The 20,007-nt window shown below is 67.1% G+C and carries 17 protein-coding genes and 3 tRNA genes; 14 read left to right on the forward strand and 6 right to left on the reverse strand.

Going from position 1 to position 20,007, the window contains the following annotated elements:
* Positions 1–42 precede the first annotated feature (42 nt).
* The 9 genes from DTA15_RS27295 (at position 43) to DTA15_RS27335 (ending at position 8,112) form a co-directional block, all read left to right on the forward strand.
* Positions 43–129, forward strand: a tRNA-Leu gene (locus DTA15_RS27295).
* Positions 130–316: 187 nt separating this feature from the next.
* Positions 317–1,306, forward strand: coding sequence for an aliphatic sulfonate ABC transporter substrate-binding protein (locus DTA15_RS27300; protein WP_006484154.1), 990 nt, complete (start codon positions 317–319; stop codon positions 1,304–1,306).
* 111 nt (positions 1,307–1,417) lie between these two features.
* Positions 1,418–1,504: transfer RNA gene (locus DTA15_RS27305), tRNA-Leu, on the forward strand.
* Positions 1,505–1,750: 246 nt separating this feature from the next.
* Positions 1,751–1,837 (forward strand) — tRNA-Leu (locus tag DTA15_RS27310).
* Positions 1,838–2,129: 292 nt separating this feature from the next.
* On the forward strand, positions 2,130–3,377 hold the full coding sequence (locus tag DTA15_RS27315; RefSeq protein WP_006491498.1) for an ROK family protein: 1,248 nt from the start codon (positions 2,130–2,132) through the stop codon (positions 3,375–3,377).
* A complete protein-coding gene (locus tag DTA15_RS27320) occupies positions 3,364–4,917 on the forward strand; it encodes a sugar ABC transporter ATP-binding protein (RefSeq protein ID WP_006485287.1) in 1,554 nt (517 codons plus the stop codon). The genes DTA15_RS27315 and DTA15_RS27320 overlap by 14 nt, the downstream gene beginning before the upstream one ends.
* Before the next feature lie 42 nt (positions 4,918–4,959).
* A complete protein-coding gene (locus DTA15_RS27325) occupies positions 4,960–5,997 on the forward strand; it encodes an ABC transporter permease subunit (protein ID WP_006485281.1) in 1,038 nt (345 codons plus the stop codon).
* 100 nt (positions 5,998–6,097) lie between these two features.
* Entirely contained in the window at positions 6,098–7,042 is a 945-nt protein-coding gene (locus tag DTA15_RS27330) for an ABC transporter substrate-binding protein (protein WP_006485275.1), read from the forward strand.
* Positions 7,043–7,176: 134 nt separating this feature from the next.
* Positions 7,177–8,112, forward strand: coding sequence for a carbohydrate kinase family protein (locus DTA15_RS27335; protein WP_006485285.1), 936 nt, complete (start codon positions 7,177–7,179; stop codon positions 8,110–8,112).
* Positions 8,113–8,145: 33 nt separating this feature from the next.
* Here DTA15_RS27335 and DTA15_RS27340 read toward each other — a convergent pair whose 3' ends face one another.
* The 3 genes from DTA15_RS27340 to DTA15_RS27350 form a co-directional block, all read right to left on the reverse strand.
* Positions 8,146–9,876, reverse strand: a complete 1,731-nt coding sequence (locus tag DTA15_RS27340) for a SulP family inorganic anion transporter (RefSeq protein ID WP_006485288.1) — start codon at positions 9,874–9,876, stop codon at positions 8,146–8,148.
* Positions 9,877–9,901: 25 nt separating this feature from the next.
* Entirely contained in the window at positions 9,902–10,528 is a 627-nt protein-coding gene (locus DTA15_RS27345) for a ParB-like protein (protein WP_006485279.1), read from the reverse strand.
* A 125-nt stretch (positions 10,529–10,653) separates the two neighbouring features.
* Entirely contained in the window at positions 10,654–11,196 is a 543-nt protein-coding gene (locus tag DTA15_RS27350; protein ID WP_006485286.1) for a GNAT family N-acetyltransferase, read from the reverse strand.
* Positions 11,197–11,477: 281 nt separating this feature from the next.
* Here DTA15_RS27350 and DTA15_RS27355 point away from each other — a divergent pair, with 281 nt between their 5' ends.
* The 4 genes from DTA15_RS27355 to DTA15_RS27370 all read left to right on the forward strand — a co-directional run bounded on the left by DTA15_RS27355 (position 11,478) and on the right by DTA15_RS27370 (position 16,594).
* Positions 11,478–12,698 carry an MFS transporter gene (locus DTA15_RS27355; RefSeq protein WP_006495319.1) on the forward strand — a complete coding sequence of 407 codons (1,221 nt, stop codon included), beginning with the start codon at positions 11,478–11,480 and terminating at the stop codon, positions 12,696–12,698.
* 215 nt (positions 12,699–12,913) lie between these two features.
* Positions 12,914–13,735, forward strand: coding sequence for a TetR/AcrR family transcriptional regulator (locus DTA15_RS27360; RefSeq protein WP_006485289.1), 822 nt, complete (start codon positions 12,914–12,916; stop codon positions 13,733–13,735).
* Between the two features lie 157 nt (positions 13,736–13,892).
* Positions 13,893–15,647 carry an AMP-binding protein gene (locus DTA15_RS27365; RefSeq protein WP_006485283.1) on the forward strand — a complete coding sequence of 585 codons (1,755 nt, stop codon included), beginning with the start codon at positions 13,893–13,895 and terminating at the stop codon, positions 15,645–15,647.
* Positions 15,648–15,676: 29 nt separating this feature from the next.
* The gene (locus DTA15_RS27370; RefSeq protein WP_006485282.1) at positions 15,677–16,594 is read left to right on the forward strand and encodes a DUF1571 domain-containing protein; all 918 of its coding nucleotides are present in this window, start codon (positions 15,677–15,679) and stop codon (positions 16,592–16,594) included.
* Between the two features lie 27 nt (positions 16,595–16,621).
* On the opposite strand, the gene DTA15_RS27375 is transcribed toward DTA15_RS27370, so the two are convergent.
* Complete coding sequence (locus DTA15_RS27375) at positions 16,622–16,906, reverse strand: hypothetical protein (protein WP_012492571.1); 285 nt, start codon at positions 16,904–16,906, stop codon at positions 16,622–16,624.
* Between the two features lie 295 nt (positions 16,907–17,201).
* Here DTA15_RS27375 and hfq point away from each other — a divergent pair, with 295 nt between their 5' ends.
* Positions 17,202–17,768, forward strand: a complete 567-nt coding sequence (gene hfq, locus DTA15_RS27380) for an RNA chaperone Hfq (protein WP_012492570.1) — start codon at positions 17,202–17,204, stop codon at positions 17,766–17,768.
* 81 nt (positions 17,769–17,849) lie between these two features.
* Here the strand turns inward: hfq and DTA15_RS27385 are convergent, their stop codons facing one another.
* Together DTA15_RS27385 and DTA15_RS27390 are read right to left on the reverse strand one after the other, a co-directional pair.
* Positions 17,850–18,557: a DUF2968 domain-containing protein gene (locus tag DTA15_RS27385; RefSeq protein ID WP_034178628.1), complete on the reverse strand. Its 708-nt coding sequence runs from the start codon at positions 18,555–18,557 to the stop codon at positions 17,850–17,852.
* Positions 18,558–18,611: 54 nt separating this feature from the next.
* Entirely contained in the window at positions 18,612–20,003 is a 1,392-nt protein-coding gene (locus tag DTA15_RS27390; protein ID WP_006483492.1) for a sigma 54-interacting transcriptional regulator, read from the reverse strand.
* Positions 20,004–20,007 lie beyond the last annotated feature (4 nt).

Here is a 20,007-nt window from a genome sequence, read left to right on the forward strand (position 1 = left end):
TATAATTTCGCTTCTTTGCAGCAAGCAGCTACTGCAAAACGTGCCCAGGTGGCGGAATTGGTAGACGCACTAGGTTCAGGTCCTAGCGGTGGCAACATCGTGGAGGTTCGAGTCCTCTCCTGGGCACCACTTGATTTATAAAAAAGGTCGGCTTTTGCCGGCCTTTTTTCATTTCCGCGCTTGCGTCGCGAGCGTCCGTCCCCTGCCCTTATGTCGGCCGCTCCGATCGATAGCAGAATTTATCGGTTATCAATCGTCGTCCCCGTTGTTACGTTAGCCGCCTCGCTTTCAACGCATCCAACGAGGAGCCCCCTTCATGACGTCGATGAACCGCCGCGCATTCGCGCGCGCGATGTTGGCCGCGGGCCTCACTGCCGCCGGCGTCCGCGCGCACGCCGAGAACGCGCCGGCCACCCTGCGCATCGGTTACCAGAAGTCGTCGACGCTGATCACGCTACTCAAGACGCGCGGCACGCTCGAGCAGGCGCTGACGCCGCTCGGCCTGCGCGTGTCATGGCACGAATTCGCGAGCGGATTGCCGCTGACCGAAGCGCTCAACGTCGGCGCCGTCGACTTCAGCGCCGACGTGGCCGATACGGTCCCGGTCTTCGCGCAGGCCGCGCATGCGCGTTTCGTGTACATCGCGCAGGAGGCGCCCTCGCCGAAGGCGCAGGCAATCGTCGTCAAGCAGGACAGCCCGCTGCGCACGCTTGCCGATCTCAAGGGCCGACGCATCGCGGTCACGAAGGCAGCCGGCAGCCACTACTTGCTGCTTGCCGCGCTCGCCCGCGCGAAGCTCGCGCCTGCCGACGTGGCGATCCATTACCTGACGCCCGCTGACGGCCGCGCCGCATTCGAGCGCGGCAGCGTGGACGCATGGATCACGTGGGATCCCTATGTCGCGTCAGTCGACCGGAATTCCGACGTGCGGATTCTGGCCGACGGCAACGGACTCGCGTCGTACCAGCGCTATTACCTCGCATCGAGCAGCTTTGCCGCGGCGCGCCCCGACGTCGTCCAGATCCTGTTCGACCAGTTGTCGCTGGCCGGTACGTGGCTGCGCGACCATCCGCAGGAAGCCGCGACCACGCTCGCACCGATCTGGGGACTCGATGCCACGACGATCGCACGTGCGAATGCGCGACGCAGCTACGTCGTCCGCGCGGTGGCCCCGCAAAACTTCGGCGAACAACAGAAGATCGCGGACACGTTTCTGGCGGCCGGACTGCTACCCGCTCGCGTCGATACGGACCAGGCGCAGCGCTGGAATTTTGCGACGAAGCGCGCGGAGCCGATCGGCGGGTGACGGTCGGTTCCGCAAGGTGCGCAGTATTTTTAGCGTGCCGGATGAAATTGTGTTGACAGACTTCGTCAGCACGCTACAATAGCGGTCTTCGCACTGCAGTAAGCGAAACGTGCCCAGGTGGCGGAATTGGTAGACGCACTAGGTTCAGGTCCTAGCGGTGGCAACATCGTGGAGGTTCGAGTCCTCTCCTGGGCACCACTCGATTTGTAAAAAAGGTCGGCTTTTGCCGGCCTTTTTTCATTTCCGGCGCTCAAATAAATATCTGCGCTCGCGTCGACGTATCGCCTCCCAACATCACACTCGGAGGTCGTCGCGGCTCGCACGCCCTCCCGCGCGGGACAATCACGCCGCCAGATTAATATTTTCGTCCGCCCCTCAAATTCTATTGACAGATTCTCCCGGCACGCTAGAATAGCGGTCTTCGCACTGCAGCAAGCGAAACGTGCCCAGGTGGCGGAATTGGTAGACGCACTAGGTTCAGGTCCTAGCGGTGGCAACATCGTGGAGGTTCGAGTCCTCTCCTGGGCACCACTCGATTTATAAAAAAGGTCGGCTTTTGCCGACCTTTTTTCATTTCCGGCGCCCAGCACCGGGCGCGCTTACGGAATCTCCGTATCGCGTATCTTCCCTCTCCCCGCCTCACGTACCGTCGATCGGCACACGACTGCATTCGGCCCCTTCACATCACTCCGCCCCACGCGAACCCTCCGTCGTAGAAAAACCGGGATTTCCCTAGGCTGACAGGCCGTCCCTCACGCGGTTAAATAAATCAACGTGATTTATTTAATGCGCCGCCGAGCGGTGCGACATGGAAGGAGACGCCATGAGAAGCCCGCACTTCGGCCAGGGAAGCAATTCGGCCAACGTGCGCCGTTACAACGAGCGCCTGCTGCTGAAGACGCTGCGCCGCGCCGGCAGCGCGTCGAAGGCCGACCTCGCGCGTCTCGCGAACATGACGGGCACGGCGGTCGGCAGCATCATCGGGGCGCTCGCCGACGCGAAGCTGATCGAATTCGCGGGTCGCACCGAAGGCCAGCGCGGCCAACCCGCTTCGCTGATCCGCCTCGATCCGCGCGGTGCATTCGGCATCGGCGTCCATCTCGACCGGATGCGCATCGAGACGGCGCTCGTCAATTTCGCGGGCGACGTGCTCGGCCGCCGCTCTCACGACACGCTGCTGCCGCCGCCCGCCGACGTGCTCGAGATCGTCCGTCACGACATCGACGCAATGCAGGCCCTGCTCCCCGACCATGAACGCGCGCGTCTGACCGGCATCGGCGTCGCGCAGCCGTACAACCTCGGCGCGTGGATGCGCGAACTCGGCCTCGCACCCGACACGTTCCGCGCGTGGGAAGACGTCGACTTCGCGGCCGACCTCGGCCGCACGCTGTCGCTGCCCGTGTTCGGCGAAAACGACGGCAACGCGGCCGCGATCGCCGAACTGTTCTACGGATATGGCCGGCAGTGCGACGACTTCGTCTACCTGTTCATCGGGCCGGCGATCGGCGGCGGCATCGCGATCGACGGCGACTGCCTGCGCGGCGTGACCGGCAATGCGGGCGACATCGCGGTGATTCCGGTGCCGCCGAGCCGGCTGGCCTCCGCGCCGCCGCCGCGCGGCCCGTGGGACATCCTGCTCGCGCGCGCCTCGCTGCATGCGCTCGTGCGCCACCTGCGCCATCACGGCGAGACGGTCGAGAACCGCGCCGATCTCGAAGCCTGCATCGCGCGCGGCCTGCCGGCCGTCGACGAATGGATCGACGACTGCGTCGACGCGCTCGCACCGGCGTTGCGCGCGGTGCTGTGCGTGATCGACGCGCCGGTGGTCGTGCTCGACGCCGACACCGACGCGGGCCTGCTCGACGCGGTCACGAGCCGCCTGCGCGCGGCGCTCGTGGCGACTGCACCCGAAGCGCGCGGCACGCCCGTGCTCGTACGCGGCACGTTCGGCGCCGACGCCGGCGCGATCGGCGCCGCCACGCTGCCGATGTTTTTCAACTTCTCCCCGCGGGCCGGCATCCTCAAGGGCGCCCGCACCGACTCGCAGGAGGTCAACCATGTCGCGATCTGAGTCGCCCCGTCCGTTGCTCGAGATGCGCGGGATCAGCAAGACGTTCCCGGCCGTCCGCGCGCTCGACAACGTCAGCCTGACCGTCTATCCGGGCGAGATCCATTCGCTGATGGGCGAGAACGGCGCGGGCAAATCGACGCTGATGAAGATTCTGTCGGGCGCGTACCGCGCCGACGCCGGCGGCGAGATCCTGATCGACTGTCAACGCATCGACATCGACGGCCCGCTCGCCGCGCGCGATGCCGGCGTCGCGGTGATCTACCAGGAGCTGTGCCTGTCGCCGAACCTGACCGTCGCGGAAAACATCTACGTCGGCCGCGAACTGCGCCGCGGCAACCGGCGCTGGGGCACGATCGACCGCGCGGCGATGGCGCGCGGCTGCCAGGACGTGCTCGCGCGCCTGGGCGCGCCGTTCGGGCCCGACACGCTCGTCGACACGCTGTCGATCGCCGAACAGCAGCTCGTCGAAATCGCGCGCGCCGTGCACACCCGCGCCCGCATCCTCGTGATGGACGAGCCGACCACGCCGCTGTCGTCGCGCGAAACCGAGCACCTGTTCCGCCTGATCCGCCAGTTGCGCGAGGAAGGTCTCGCGATCATCTACATCAGCCACCGGATGGCGGAGATCTACGAGCTGTCCGACCGCGTATCGGTGCTACGCGACGGCACGTACGTCGGCACGCTCGAACGCGCGGCGCTGTCGGCCGAGCGGCTCGTCGCGATGATGGTCGGGCGCGACATCTCCGGTTTCTACAAGAAGGAACACGCGCCGTACGACCCCGGCCACCTGCTGCTGTCGGTCCGCGACGTCGCCGACGGCGCGCGCGTACGCGGCTGCAGCTTCGATCTGCATGCCGGCGAAGTGCTCGGCATCGCCGGCCTCGTCGGCGCGGGCCGCACCGAACTCGCGCGGCTGATCTTCGGGGCCGAGCCGCGCGTGCGTGGCGACGTGAAGCTGGGCGAGCGCACGTTCGGCGCGCACTCGCCGCGCGACGCGATCGACGCGGGCCTCGTCTACCTGACCGAGGACCGCAAGCGCCAGGGCCTGTTCCTCGACATGAGCGTGCGCGACAACATCAACATCTCGGTGTGCAACCGCGATGCGCGGCTCGGCGCGCTCGACCTCGCGCGCGGCGCCGAACGGGCGCGCGACGCGATCGCGTCGCTGTCGATCCGCGTGCCGCACGCCAACGTCAACGTCGGCGCGCTGTCGGGCGGCAACCAGCAAAAAGTGCTGCTGTCGCGCCTGCTCGAGACGAAGCCGCGCGTGCTGATCCTCGATGAACCGACACGCGGCGTCGACATCGGCGCGAAATCCGAGATCTACCGGATCATCAACGAATTGGCCCGTGCCGGCGTGGGCGTGATCGTGATCTCGAGCGAACTGCCGGAAATCATCGGCGTCGCCGATCGCGTGCTCGTGATGCGCGAGGGCGAGATCGCGGGTGAACTCGGCGGACACACGCATACGCCGATCACGCAGGAAGCGATCATCGCGCTCGCCACCGGCTCGCAGGCCGAACTGGCCGACGCGCACTGAGCCCCGCCCTTTTCATTTCACTCTCACTTTCAGGTTACCGAAATGATCAACCCGACCAAGCAGCGGAACCTCGCTTCCGCGACCGCCCATCCGGTCGCCAACCGCACGCCCCTGATGCGCGGCGCCGATCATCGCGCCCGCATGCAATCGCTGATCCGCACGGCCGGCATGCTGCCGGTGCTGCTGGTCCTGTGCGTCGGCTTCGGCTTCCTGACCGATGGCTTCTTCACGTTGCAGAACCTGTCGATCGTCACGCAGCAGGCGTCGATCAACATCGTGCTCGCCGCCGGCATGACGTTCGTGATCCTGACGGGCGGCATCGACCTGTCGGTCGGCTCGGTGCTCGCCGCCGCGGCCGTCGCGGCGCTCATCGCGTCGACCCTTCCCGGCTGGGGCTGGCTCGGCGTGCCGTTCGCGCTCGCGGTCGGCCTCGTGTTCGGCGCGATCAACGGCGGACTGATCTCGTTCCTGCGCCTGCCGCCGTTCATCGTCACGCTCGGCGCGATGACAGCCGTGCGCGGCGTCGCGCGCCTGATCGGCAACGACACGACCGTGTTCAACCCGCAACTGCCGTTCGCGTTCATCGGCAACGGCTCGATCCTCGGCGTGCCGTGGCTCGTCGTGATCGCGTGCGCGGTGATCGCGATCTCGTGGTTCATCCTGCGCCGCACGGTGCTCGGGATGCGGATCTATTCGGTCGGCGGCAACCCGGAAGCCGCACGGCTGTCGGGCATCAACGTACGGGCGATCCAGATGTTCGTATATGCGGCGTCGGGCCTGCTCGCCGGCCTCGGCGCGGTGATGTCGGCCGCGCGCCTGTATGCGGCCAACGGCCTGCAGCTCGGCCAGTCGTACGAGCTCGACGCGATCGCCGCGGTGATCCTCGGCGGCACGAGCTTCGTCGGCGGCGTCGGGTCGATCGTCGGCACGCTGATCGGCGCGCTGATCATCGCGGTGCTGACCAACGGCCTCGTGCTGCTCGGCGTGTCCGACATCTGGCAGTACATCATCAAGGGGCTCGTGATCATCGGCGCGGTCGCGCTCGACCGCTATCGCCAGCGCGACTCGGCCCGTACCTGACACCGTTCCCTCACCGCGCATTCCTGACCATTCAACCATCGGCGCGCAGGCAGGTCCTCCTGCGCGCGTTCGCCAACAGACCTCACGGAGACACAACGACATGTTCAAGCACACCGCCGCCCTGACCGCCGTCGCCTGCGCACTCGCGTTCGGCGCCGCCGCCGCCCACGCAGCCGACAAGCCGCTGAAATCGATCGGCGTCACGGTCGGGTCGCTCGGCAACCCGTACTTCGTCACGATCGTGAAAGGCGCCGAAGCGCGCGCGAAGCAGCTCAACCCGAATGCGAAGGTCACGGCCGTCTCGGCCGACTACGACCTGAACAAGCAGTTCACGCAGATCGACAACTTCATCTCCGCGCACGTCGACATGATCCTGCTCAACGCGACCGACCCGAAGGCGATCGAGCCGGCGGTGAAGAAGGCGCAGGCGGCCGGCATCACGGTCGTCGCGGTGGACGTCGCGGCGGCCGGCGCGAACGCGACCGTGCAGACCAACAACGTGAAGGCCGGCGAGCTCGCGTGCGACTACCTCGCGAAGAAGCTGAACGGCAAGGGCAACGTGATCATCGAGAACGGCCCGCAGGTGTCGGCCGTGATCGATCGCGTGAACGGCTGCAAGGCCGTACTCGCGAAAAACGCCGGCATCAAGCTGCTGTCGAGCGACCAGGACGGCAAGGGCTCGCGCGAAGGCGGGATGAACGCGATGCAGGGCTACCTGACGCGCTTTCCGAAGCTCGACGGCGTGTTCACGATCAACGACCCGCAGGCGATCGGCAGCGATCTCGCGGCGAAACAGCTGAACCGCCCGAACATCGTGATCACGTCGGTCGACGGCGCGCCCGACATCGAGGTCGCGCTCAAGTCGAACACGCTCGTGCAGGCGTCGTCGAGCCAGGATCCGTGGGCGATGGCGCAGCAGGCGGTCAACGTCGGCTACGGGATCATGAACGGCCAGAAGCCGGCCAATCCGATGATCCTGATCGAGCCGACGCTCGTCACGCGCGACAACGTGAAGACCTACAAGGGCTGGAGCTCCCCGCGCTGATCGCGCCGAGCGCGCCGCCCGTCTGCGAGCCGAGCGGCGCCGGGCCGCGTCGCCGCGCGCGACGGCCGGTACTGCCGCCTGTTCAGATCAACCACTGTACGGCCGCGCGCGACGCCGCGGCACAAGGTTTCCACATGACGACGACGTTTCCCCGCCTGATCGTTTTCGGCGAAGCGCTGACCGATTTCATCCGCGACGACGCACAGCACTGGCACAGCGTCGCCGGCGGCTCGTGCTGGAACGTCGCGCGCGTCGGGGCGCGACTCGGCGTGCCGACGGCCTTCGCCGGCACGGTCAGCCGCGACACTTTCGGCGACGAGCTGATGCGCAAGAGCGCCGATGCGGGGCTCGACATGCGCTTCATCCGGCAGGTCGACCGCGCGCCGCTCCTCGCGATGGTCGTATCGAAGCAGCCGCCCCACTATTTCTTCATCGGCGAAAACAGCGCCGATCTCGCGTTCGATCCGGCCGACTTGCCGGCCGGCGCGTTCGACGCGGCCGAGATCGTGCACGTCGGCTCGCTCGGCGTCGTGCGCGAGCCGCTCGCAGCGCGCCTGATCGAACTCGCGCAAGCCGCGCGGGCGGCCGGCAAGCGGATCTCGTTCGACCCGAACTTCCGCGCACCGATGGCCGCGCCGTCGTATCGCGACACGCTGCGCCGCCTGACCGCGCTGGCCGACTGGATCAAGGTCTCCGACGAGGATCTGCGCGGGCTGTTTCCCGAGCTCGACGAAGCGGCCGCGCTCGCGCAACTGCGCGCGTGGGCGCCCGCCGCGACGATGCTCGTCACGCGCGGCGCAGCCGGCATGCAACTGCTGCATCGCGATACCGAGCTGTTCCAGCCCGCGCTCCCGACCGAGGTCGCCGACACGGTCGGCTGCGGCGATGCGAGCATCGGTGGCTGGCTCGCGAGCCAGCTTGCTCGGCCCGATGCGTCGGCCGCCGAGCATCTGCGTTACGCGGCCGCGTGCGCGGCCGTCGCCTGCGCGCATGCGGGCGCCTATGCGCCGACGGCCGCGGAAGTGGCCGACATGATCGGTCGCACCGCCAGCGCCACGCTGTCGCACTAGACGGCGCCGACGCGCCGCGCCGTCATGCAGCCCTCACGCGGCGGCCGTGCCGTCGCTGCCGTCCGGCGGACGGCCGGCCTGCAGCAGTTGCAGGCTCTCGTCGACGCTCAGTTCCGACATCGCATCGTCGTGCAGCGTGCCGTCCGCCGCGCGGCGCAGTGCATGCAGCGCGTGCGTCTTGAGCCGGACGAGCGCGAGCCGCAGCCCGCGCGCCGCGCATTCGGCCGCGAACGTGCGCAACGATTCGATCGTCGTGCCGTCGACATCCGGCGTTTCCTCGAGGCTCAACATCACGGTATGCGTGTCCGGTGCAGCCTTCATCAGCGCCCGCACGCGATTGAGCATCCGGTCCGCATTCGCGAAGAACAGCTGCGCCTCGGGCCGCACGATCAGCACGCCCGGCACCGGTTTCGCATCGGCATGGCTCGCGACGTCGACGAAATCGTGGCTGTCGCGCAGCCGGCCGAGCACGCTGACGTTCGGCTCGGACAGCTTGCGCAGCGTCAGCAGCAGGCTCACGCCAATGGCCGCGAGCAGCCCGTGCAGCACGCCGAGCACGAGCACCGCGAGCAGTGCCGCGATCACGACGAGCCGGTCGCGATGCCAGGCCCAGTACGGCCGGAACACGGACGGATGCAGCGAGTGGCTGACCGCGAAGATCACGATGGCCGCGAGCACGGGCTCGGGCGTGCGCGCGAGCTGCGGCAGCAGCAGCCAGACGATCAGCGCGACCACGCCGGCCGCCCAGAGGCCCGCAAAGCGCGACTGCGCGCCGGCCGCCTCGTTCGCCGACGTCGCCGAATAGCCGGCGCCGACCGGCATCCCGTGCAGCAGGCCCGACACGAGATTCGCGCAGCCGAGCGCAACGAGGTCGCGGTTCGGCGACACGCTATCGCCATGCTTCAGCGCGAAGTTGCGGATCGATCCGTACGACTCCGCATACAGGATCAGCATCAGCGCGAACGCGAGCTCGACCGTCTGCATCCATGCGTTGCGGTCGAGATGCGGCAACCCGAATTCGAGGTGCCGGAAGTCGATATGGCCGACGATCGCGATTCCGTACCGCTGCCAGTCGATCGCGTAACCCGCCGCGATCGACAGCACGATCACGACGAGCGTCGCGGGCACGCGCGCGCCGCGGCCGAGCAAGAACAGCAGCGCGAGCGCGGTCGCGCCGAGCACGACGCTCGCGAGATTCGCGTGCGGCGCGCCGGTGATCAAATCGAGCGCGACGTGGGGCGCATCGCCGTGCTGCACGGCAATCGCGAGAATCTTCGGTAGCTGCTTGATGACGATCGTCAGCGCGAGACCGAACGTGAAGCCGCGCAGCACGGGCCGCGCGACGAAATCCGACATGCCGCCGAGCCGCGCGACGCCGGCCAGGATGAACAGCACGCCCGTCATCGCGACGAGCGCCGCCGCCAGCGCGAGCTGCGCGGCGAGCGCCATCCCCGATTCGGCGAGCACGGTCGCGGCGAGCACCGCGGCCGACGACGACGTCGACGACACGATCGCGAAGCGGCTGCTGCCCGTCAGCGCATAGACGACGAGCCCCGACAGCAGCGCGATCAGGCCGGCCTGCGGCGGCAGGTTCGCGAGCCCCGCATACGCGACCGCCTCGGGAATCAGCAGGCCGGCAATCGACAGGCCGGCCTGCGCATCGAGGCCGATCCGTTGCGTACGCGGTGCCGGCGGCGTGTCGAGCGCCGCAAAATGGTCCGGATGTTGCGGGCCGGCGTCGGGGCGGATCGGGGCGGTCGTCATGAGGCGGTTGGCGTCGTGGGCCCGGTCAGGGCTTGACGGCGATCACGCCCGACCAGCCGGGCAGATAGCGCGCATCCTGGTCGTGCGCACGATGCAGCGCGACATCGAGCGCCTTCGCGAAATTCTTGCGGATCTGGTCGAGCGACACGTGCTGGCGCAGATAGTCGGCCCACAGGAATTCGCTGAACGGCGTCGCGTCCTTCGCGTACCCGCCCGCCGTGCGCAGTTCGCCGGCGAGGCTGCGATACGGATCGTCCTCGAGCCCCGTCAGCGCCTTCGGCAAATGCGCATAGTCGCGCCGCGAGCCGTCCGGGCCGAACGGATGCACCCACTGGTTGTGTTCCATCATCCGCCAGAAGATCGTGTCGTCGAGCCACGACAGATCCTTCAGCAGCATCGCGTTCACGCGCGACTCGCCCTCCTCGATCAGTGCGAGGCCGAGATGATGGTGATCGGTGATGTAGTGCAGCCCGTCCGGGCCGAGGACGGCCGGGAACCAGTGCGATTCGATCGCGGCCTTGCGGGCGCGCTTGTTCAGCGCCTTCCAGTGCTTGCGCTTCGCCTTGACTTCGCGGTAGCCCACCGTCATCTGGGTCGGACGCAGCGCGTCGAGCCTGACGGGAATGAGATGAACGTCGGTGCCGAGTGCCATGGTCGTACCCCATGTTGCGAAATTCCGGCAACGATACTCCGGATCGCGCGCGCCGTTAATCCGTCATCACCGCGATGCGCGTCCGGTTGACCCTCTCTGACACTTGCCGCACGCACGACGCCACGCTACGCCCGCAAATCGTTGCGTTCGAGGCGGTGACGAATGTAAGGAATGCCGTCGTGCACGACGCTCACGCGCCGCATGCCGAGCTTGCGCGCCACGTTCAGCGAGCCGCTGTTGGCCTCCGCGATATCGGCGATCACGCGCGGCAGGCGCACGGTGTCGAACGCGTGCCGCACGACGGCCGCCGCGGCTTCACTCGCGATGCCGCGCCCCCACGTCGCACGCACCAGCCGCCAGCCGATCTCGACGTCGCGCGATCCGTCCTTGTAATCGGGAATCAGCAGGATCCAGCCGATGAACAGCTCGGGCGCGGCCTTCTCGAAGATCGACCAGTAGCCGAGGCCCGGCGGATAGTCACGCGTGATCCGGTGCGTGACGAAGCGACGATGCTCGACGGGGTCGTGCCACGGGCCCGCGATGTGGCGCGTGACCTCGGGATCGCGATCCATCTCGATGCACGCATCGAGATCGGCCAGCACGCGCGGACGCAGCCACAGCCGCGCGGTTTCGAGCACGGGCAACGGGTCGGCGGAACGGTCGTTCATCTGGACTCCTGATACGGGGGCGATGCGCAACGAGCGCATTACAGAACTGATACAAACAGCCTTCCGGAATGATACAGAGTCCTGACGCGTGCCTCGCGCGGCTCCGTTTCCGTTTCCGAAACAGTGCATTTCGTAGGGATTATTCCCGATTCGGCGCTATCGCGCCCCACATCGCGCGACGCGGAAGCCTACACTCGATCAGTGCCCCCGCGCCGCGCGCGAGCCGGGCCGGCATCCGCATGCACATCGTGAGCGCGCAAGCCAACGAGGAGACCCCGGACATGAGCTGGACCCGCGAGCAACGCAACGTCACGATCGCCGCCTACCTGGGCTGGACGCTCGATGCGTTCGATTTTTTCCTGATGGTTTTCGTGCTGAAGGACATCGCCGCGGAGTTCGCGTCGACGATTCCCGCCGTCGCGTTCGCGCTTACGCTGACGCTCGCGATGCGCCCGCTCGGCGCGCTGATCTTCGGCCGGCTCGCCGACCGCTTCGGCCGCCGCCCGACGCTGATGGTCAACATCGCGTGCTATTCGCTGCTCGAACTCGCGTCGGGTTTCGCGCCGAGCCTGACCGCGCTGCTCGTGCTGCGCGCGCTGTTCGGCATCGCGATGGGCGGCGAATGGGGCGTCGGCTCCGCGCTGACGATGGAAACCGTGCCGACGCATGCGCGCGGCTTCGTGTCCGGGCTGCTGCAGGCCGGCTATCCGAGCGGTTATCTGCTCGCGTCGGTCGTGTTCGGCCTGTTCTACCAATACATCGGCTGGCGCGGGATGTTCATGGTCGGCGTGCTGCCCGCGCTGCTCGTGCTGTACGTGCGCGCGCACGTGCCCGAATCGCCGGCATGGAAACAGATGGAGAAGCGCCCGCGCCCGAGCCTCGGCGCCACGCTGAAACAGAACTGGAAACTCACGATCTACGCGATCGTGCTGATGACCGCGTTCAACTTCTTCTCGCACGGTACGCAGGATCTCTATCCGACCTTCCTGCGCGAACAGCATCACTTCGATCCGCATACCGTGTCCTGGATCACGATCGTGCTGAACATCGGCGCGATCGTCGGCGGCCTGTCGTTCGGCACGATCTCCGAGCGGCTCGGCCGGCGCCGCGCGATCTTCATCGCCGCGCTGATCGCGCTGCCGGTGCTGCCGCTGTGGGCGTTCTCGAGCGGCCCGGTCGCGCTCGCCGCCGGCGCGTTCCTGATGCAGATCTCGGTACAGGGCGCGTGGGGCGTGATACCGGTTCACCTGAACGAGATCTCGCCCGACGAGATCCGGGCCACCTTCCCCGGCGTCGTCTACCAGCTCGGCAACCTGCTCGCGTCGGGCAACGCGACGATGCAGGCGTCACTCGCCGTGTCGAACGGCAACAACTACGGCTTCGCGCTCGCGCTCGTGGCCGGCATCGTGGCCGTCGCGATCGCCGTGCTGATCCTGTTCAGCCGCGAACGGCGCGGCATCGACATGACGCAATCGGTCAATACGCGTAGCACCGTCGGGTGAACCCGCGCGTTGCGGCACCGCATCATGGCGCGCGCCCCGCCCCGCCGCGAGCGGGTGCCGCGCTTTCCGCACCTGCACATCGAACTAGAGGAATTGGTCCAGACGCCGCGCTTGCCCGCGCCGCCCGCGTTTTTTTATCTTAATGAAAACGACTGTTTGAATCAGATAATCAAATCACCTGTTCGCGGCCGGGAAACCGGCATGGGAGGCGGAACATGGCAGTAAGTCAGGAGGGGCGGCCATCGGCGGGACGGCCGTCCGGGGCGCGGTCATCCGGCACGCGGCAGACCGGCGGGACGAAGGCGCGCATTCTCGATGCGGCCGAGGATCTGTTCATCGAACACGGCTTCGAGGCGATGTCGATGCGGCAGATCACCTCGCGCGCGGCGGTCAACCTCGCCGCGGTCAACTACCACTTCGGCAGCAAGGAAGCGCTGATCCACGCGATGCTGTCGCGCCGGCTCGACCAGCTGAACCAGGAGCGCCTCGGCATCCTCGACCGCTTCGACGCGCAGCTCGGCACCCACATCACCTGCGAGCACGTGCTCGGCGCGATGTTCATTCCGGCGCTGAAGGCCTCGCGCGATCCCGAACGCGGCGGGCCCGGGTTCCTCCGGCTGATCGGCCGCGCGTATACCGACCCTTCGCCGTTCGTGCGCAACTTCCTGACCGCGCACTACGCGAGCGTCGCGGGCCGCTTCTTCGATGCGTTCCAGCGCGCGCTGCCGCACCTGCCGCGCACCGAACTCGGCTGGCGGCTGCACTTCGCGATCGGCGCGCTGTCCGGCGCGCTCGCGGGTGCCGAAACCGAAAGCCTGATCGACGAATTCTCGCAAGGCCGCACGATGAACGACGTGCAGATGATCGCGCGGCTGTCGTCGCTGATCGTCGCCGCGCTGAAGGCGCCGATGCCCGACAGCGCGCAACTGTCGATCTTCGCGGCGGTGCTCGACGATGCCGGCGCCAGCGAAGCGTTCGGGCTGCCGCAGTCGGGCGCGACGGCCGCCGAGGCGGCAACGCTGCATTCCACGAGCTGAACGCGCGAGGCCACGCGCGGCTTCCTGTTCACGATTTGATTGATACGCGCGGTCAGGCGCGGCGTCGAGACGCCCGCGCCGGCCGGCCGCGAAGCACGGGGCATGGGCTGGCGCTGACGCGCCGACCCGCGCCGAGCGCCAAGACCGGAGACACGTCATGTCATCATCCGCAGCAACCACCTCGGCCCAGCTTCCGCCGAACACCGACGCCATCTGGTACGCGTCGTACCCGCCCGGCGTCCCGCACGAGATCGACGTCACGCAATACGCGTCGCTCGTGCAGTTCTTCGACGAATGCACGACCCGCTTCGCCGACCGCGTCGCGTATGTCAGCGCCGGCGCGTCGATGACCTATCGCACGCTCGCGCAGAAGGTCGACGCATTCGCGTCGTATCTGCAAAGCCTCGGCGTGAAGCCCGGCGACCGCGTCGCGATCATGCTGCCGAACACGTTCCAGTATCCGGTCGCGCTGTTCGGCACGCTGAAGGCCGGCGCGATCGTCGTCAACGTGAATCCGCTCTACACCGCGCGCGAACTCGCGCACCAGTTGAAGGACAGCGGCGCGCAGACGATCGTCGTGTTCGAGAACTTCGCGCGCACGCTGCAGGACGCGCTGCCGGAAACGCAGGTGAAGCACATCGTCGTCACCGCGCTCGGCGACCTGCTCGCCGACGGTTTCAACGCGAAAGGACGCCTGATCAATTTCGTGCTGAAGCACGTGAAGAAGCTCGTGCCGGACTACCACCTGCCGCAGGCGATCCGGCTGCGCTCCGCCCTCGCGCTCGGCGCGCGCGGCACGCCGCAACCGGTGCAGACCACGCGCGACGATCTCGCGTTCCTGCAATACACCGGCGGCACGACCGGCGTCGCGAAAGGCGCGATGCTCACGCACGGCAACCTGATCGCGAACCTGCTGCAGGCGAAGGCGTGGATCGCCGACCAGGTGTCGGGCGACGTCGAAACCGTGCTCACGCCGCTGCCGCTCTATCACATCTATTCGCTGACGGTGAACGCGTTCATCTTCATGGGGCTCGGCGGGCGCAACATCCTGATCGCGAACCCGCGCGACATGAAGATGGTGATGAAGATCATCCGCCACGAGACGTTCACGGGCATCACCGGCATCAACACGCTGTACAACGCATTCCTCGACAACGAGGAATTCCGCAAGCGCGACTTCTCGAAGCTCAAGCTCGCGATGGCGGGCGGGATGGCGATGCAGCGCGCGGTCGCCGAGCGCTTCCAGCAGGTGACGGGCCGGCCGGTGGTCGAAGGCTACGGCCTCACCGAGTGCTCGCCGATCGTCACGATGAACCCCGTGGACCTGAACGACATGGCCGCGTTCAGCGGTTCGATCGGCCTGCCCGCGCCATCGACCCTCGTGCGCTTTCGCCGCGAGGACGGCACCTGGGCCGCCGTCGGCGAGCCGGGCGAGCTGTGCGTGCGCGGCCCGCAGGTGATGCGCGGCTACTGGCAGCGCCCCGACGAGACCGCCAAGGTGATCGACGCCGACGGCTGGCTCGGCACCGGCGACATCGGCGTGATGGACGAGCGCGGCTTCATCCGCCTCATCGATCGCAAGAAGGACATGATCCTCGTGTCGGGCTTCAACGTGTATCCGAACGAGATCGAGGAAGTGCTGGTGATGCATCCGGGCATCAGCGAAGCCGCGGCGATCGGCATTCCCGACGAGGTGCAGGGCGAACGGATCAAGGTGTTCGTCGTGCGCCGCGACCCGTCGCTGACGGCCGAGGACGTGCTCGCGCACTGCCGCAAGAACCTGACCGGCTACAAGATGCCGAAATTCGTCGAGTTCCGCGACGTGCTGCCGCAGACGAACGTCGGCAAGATCCTGCGCCGCGCGCTGCGCGACGAGGAACTCGCCAAACTCAACGCCGCGAAGCAAGGCTGAACGATCCATCGCTCCGGGAGACGCTGTCGATGAACGAAGGAATGAAACGCCGCGCGCGGCATGCCGCCGCGGCGGCGCTCGCGTGCGCGCTGTCGCTCGCACAGGCCGGCCTGCATGCACAGGAAACGGCGAGCGCCGCGAGCGCGGCACCGGCCGTCGCGCTGCCCGCGGATCTCGCGAAGGTCACGCACGAGCCGCTCGAGCAACAGGCGCGCTGGCTGCGCACGGCGGCCCAGCGCGGCACGCTCGCGCAACTCGACGACGCGACGCTCACCGCGCTCTTCAAGGCACTCGATCCGCTCGCCGTGCCGCTCTATATCCGCAACGGCCCGAACGGCTACCCGTCCTACCAGTTCACGATGGTGCGCCAGGAGCGCATCAGCGGAAAATGGTCCGACACGCCCGACCGCATGCTCGTGAAGACGACCCGCGAGCCGCTGCGGGTGTATGCGAAATGGCTGCCGGGCGGCGCGCATGCCGGACAGGAGACCATCTACGACACGACCCAGCGCAAGGACGAGATGTATGGCCATCTCGGCGGCCTGCTCGGCAAGATTCCGCTGTGGACGGCGATCGACGGCGCGCTGGCGCGTGCCCAGTCGAATCACCAGGTGAAGGATCTGGGCACCGAGTTCATCACGAACCTGTACCTGACCGAAGGGAAGAAATACCTGGAAGCCGGCGTGCAGCGGCCGACCGACGTGCAGGCCAAAACGATCGACGGCGTGCGCGTCGTCGCGCTCACCTACGAAACGCCGACCGGCCGGCCGCAGTTCTATGCGAAAAAGGAAGTGCTGGGGCTCGACCTGCACGCCCCCTATTTCCGGACCGTCGAGTCCTATGACAACGACGGCAAGATCTTCGAGCGGATCGTCATCGAGAAAATCGCGCCCGCGACCCTCGACGACACCGCATTCGACCCGAAAAACCCCGACTACGCGTTCTGACACGCGCTGACGGGGCCGATCACGGGCTCAATCGTCATCGTCGTCGCCGTGGTGCCGATGCCAGTGCTTGTAGTAGTGCTTGCGCCACTTGCGGTAGCGATCGTCGTCGTCATCGCCGTAATAGCCGTATCCGTAGCCCGGATAGGCGACGACGGCGGGCTGCGGCGCCACATAGACCGGCGCCGGTTCGACATAGACCGGTGCGACCGGTACGCCGATGCCGACCGACAGGTCGACATGCCCCGCCATTGCACTACCGGAAACGAGCAACGCCATGCCCCCGATTACCCCTGCCACTTGCCTCTTGTTCATGCTCCGGATCCCTGATAAGCCGGCCCGCCCGGCTCACGCAACCAATGTAAGCGCGCCGCCCGCGCCGAGGTGATACGGGGCTGCGAGAGTCGTAACGCGACGTAACGAAACGGCTTTGGCCATTCGGCCGGATCGCGAAAATGCGCCGGAACGTCTATAGTGGGTTACGGTTCGACACAATCACGACTGCGCGCTCCCCTATCGAACAGGGTAGAATTCCGCCAAACGGCTTGTGGACGAACACGCCACACACACGCACAACATATTCTCTGACGCAGGCTCCTGCCGCACCTCAATGGCCAATCCCGCAGAATCCCATCCGCAAAACGACTTCATCAATTCGGCGCGCAAGGAACGTAAGCGTGTTGAAATCTATCTCGTCAACGGCATTCGTCTGACGGGGTGTATCGAGTCGTTCGACCAGTATCTGGTGATGCTGCGCACCCCCGTGGGTCTGCAAGGCATCTACAAGCGTGCGATTTCCACGATCCAGCTCGACACGGGCGGTTCGCGCCCGGGCGGCGGCCCCCGCGGCCCGCGCACCGGCGGTCGCCCCGGCGGCCGTGAAGGCGGCGGCCACAGCCCGTACGGCTCGCACGGCGGTCCGCGCGAATCGCGCGGCGACGGCGGCTACGGCTCCCGCGAGCCGCGTGAAGGCTACGGTTCACGCGAACCGCGCGAGGGCTACGGCTCGCGTGAGCCGCGCGAAGGCTACGGCGCACCGCGTGAACCGCGCGAAAGCTACGGCGCGCCGCGCGACACCGGCGACGCATCCGGCAACGCCGCGCCGTCGGATTCCCGCGGCGGCAACGGGCCGGTCATCGTGACGCGCCGTCGGCGAATCGTGCCGGACGGCCAGTAAAACAAAAAGGGCAAGCCAACCGGCTTGCCCTTTTCACTTGTACGGCCGGCGCGGCATGTCGCCGCACCGCCGTTACCGAATTCAGCGTGCCGTCGTCGGCAGGCCCGCGTCGGCTTCGCGCTGCAGCGAACGCACCTGCTGCTGCAACGCCCGCAATTGCGACTGGAGCTGCGCCTGTTGCGCCTGCAACGCCGCCGTTTCGCTCCGCACGCTCTTCTGACGATCCGCCACCGCCGCCTGCTGCTGGCGGGCGATCGAGATGTCCGCCTGCAGGCGCCGCGCGCGGTCCTGCGTGACTTCGATCTGCTTGTCCATTTGCGCCTTCTGCGATTCCAGCTTCGCCGCCCGCAGTTCGTTGACGGCCAGCCGCTCCGCCTGATGCGAGAAATCGCGATAGATCGCTTCCGCGCGCGTTTCGTCGTAAGTCTTGATCACGCGCCAGAACGCCTTTTGCTGGAACAACGCGACGAAATACGCACCGTCCTTGACGTTGAACAGCAGGCTGGCGCCGTAGCTGCCGTTGTAGCTCGTGCGCATTTCCGTCAGCGAGTGCGCCTGGATCTGGCGCTGCAAATCGTCGACCGTGCTCGGTCCCGTCGTCTCGCCGGCCTGCGGCTGCACCGACGTCTGCGCCTGCGAATCGATCACCGGAATCGCGGCCACCGGCGCCGATGCCTGCTGCACCGCCGACGGATCGCCGCCTGCCAGCCCCTGCGCGAACGCGCCTTGCATGCCTCCCACCAGGGCGAGCATTACGCTCACCCGCCCCAACCCCGTCATATGGCTCATGAAGTTTTATTCCCGCCCGAGTCGTTGTAATTCACCGCGATTTTATCTCATTAATTACTCGCTTTCGCGGGTCTCGGGCTCTTCGTCGAAGATCTGATATTTGCGCATTTTTTCCCACAACACCTTGCGGCTGATGCCGAGCTGCTGGGCCGTGTCCTGACGCCGCCAACCGTTTGCGTCGAGCGCCGCGATCACGCGGTTGCGCTCGTTCATGTCCCACTTGCTGCGATCGACGAACACCTCGGCCGCACTCTCCGCCGGCACCGGCTGGGCCGCGCTGCGCGCGTGCGCGATCAGTCGCTGCAGTCGCGCGGCATCCCAGCCGCCCGTCTGTCGCACCGTCACGCCGACGCGCTCGGCGAGGTTGCGCAGCTCGCGCACGTTGCCGGGGAAATAGCTGTCGGCGACCGAATCCGTGAGCCAGTACGGCAGGTCGGACAACTCGGCGAGCCGCTCCTCGCCCACCACCTGGGCGACGAACGACTTGAACAGCGCGATCTTGTCGACCGCACCGCGCTCTTCCAGCGACGGAATGCTCAGCTCGATCACCGCGAGCCGGTAGTAGAGATCGGCGCGGAACAGTCCTTCCTTCACGAGCTGCGGCAGCTTCTTGTTGCTTGCCGCGACCAGACGGAAATCGACCTTGACCGGCGCCGTCGCGCCGACGCGCAGCACCGCGCCGTCCTCGAGCACGCGTAGCAGCTTGACTTGCTGGTACAGCGGCAAATCGCCGACTTCGTCGAGGAACAGCGTGCCGCCGGCCGCCTGCTCGAAATAGCCTTTATGCGCAACAACCGCGCCCGTGAACGACCCTTTCGCATGGCCGAAGAACAACGATTCGAACAGGCCGTCCGGAATCGCGCCGCAGTTCACCGGCACGAATTCGCCGTGCCGGTAGCGTGAATGCTTTTCGTGCAGCAGTTGCGCGATGCGCTCCTTGCCGACGCCGGTTTCGCCGTGCAGCAGCACGTTGGTGTCGCAGTCGGCGAACGTATCGACTTCGTGCAGCAGCGCCTGCATCGATTCGGAGTGCGCGACGAGTTCCGACGGCTGCAACGTCTCGGCTGCGTGCGCACGCAGTTGCGTGACGAGCTTGCCGATCATGCCGCGCAGTTCGGCGCACGTGAAGTCGAGCGGCAGGATATGCGAATACTCGGGCGGATACTGCGACGCGTCGTGGTCGCGCGCCGCGCCGACCCAGACCACCGGCATGCCGATGTTGGCCTGCCAGTCGCGCAGGAATGCCGCGCCGCCTTCGATCATCGTCACGCTGATGATCGCCAGCGAGCGCCGCAGCGCGGCACGCTCGGGCGAGACCGCCGCGTTGTCGGCGCGGATCACTTCGACGTCGAAGCTCGCCATGCACCGGGCGACGCGGTCGACGATGTCCGCCTTGCCTTCCCAGACGTACAGGTCGAGCTCTTCGATTGCGGGCGTATTTCTCATCTGA

Source organism: Burkholderia cenocepacia, assembly GCF_900446215.1.
Lineage (GTDB): Bacteria > Pseudomonadota > Gammaproteobacteria > Burkholderiales > Burkholderiaceae > Burkholderia > Burkholderia cenocepacia.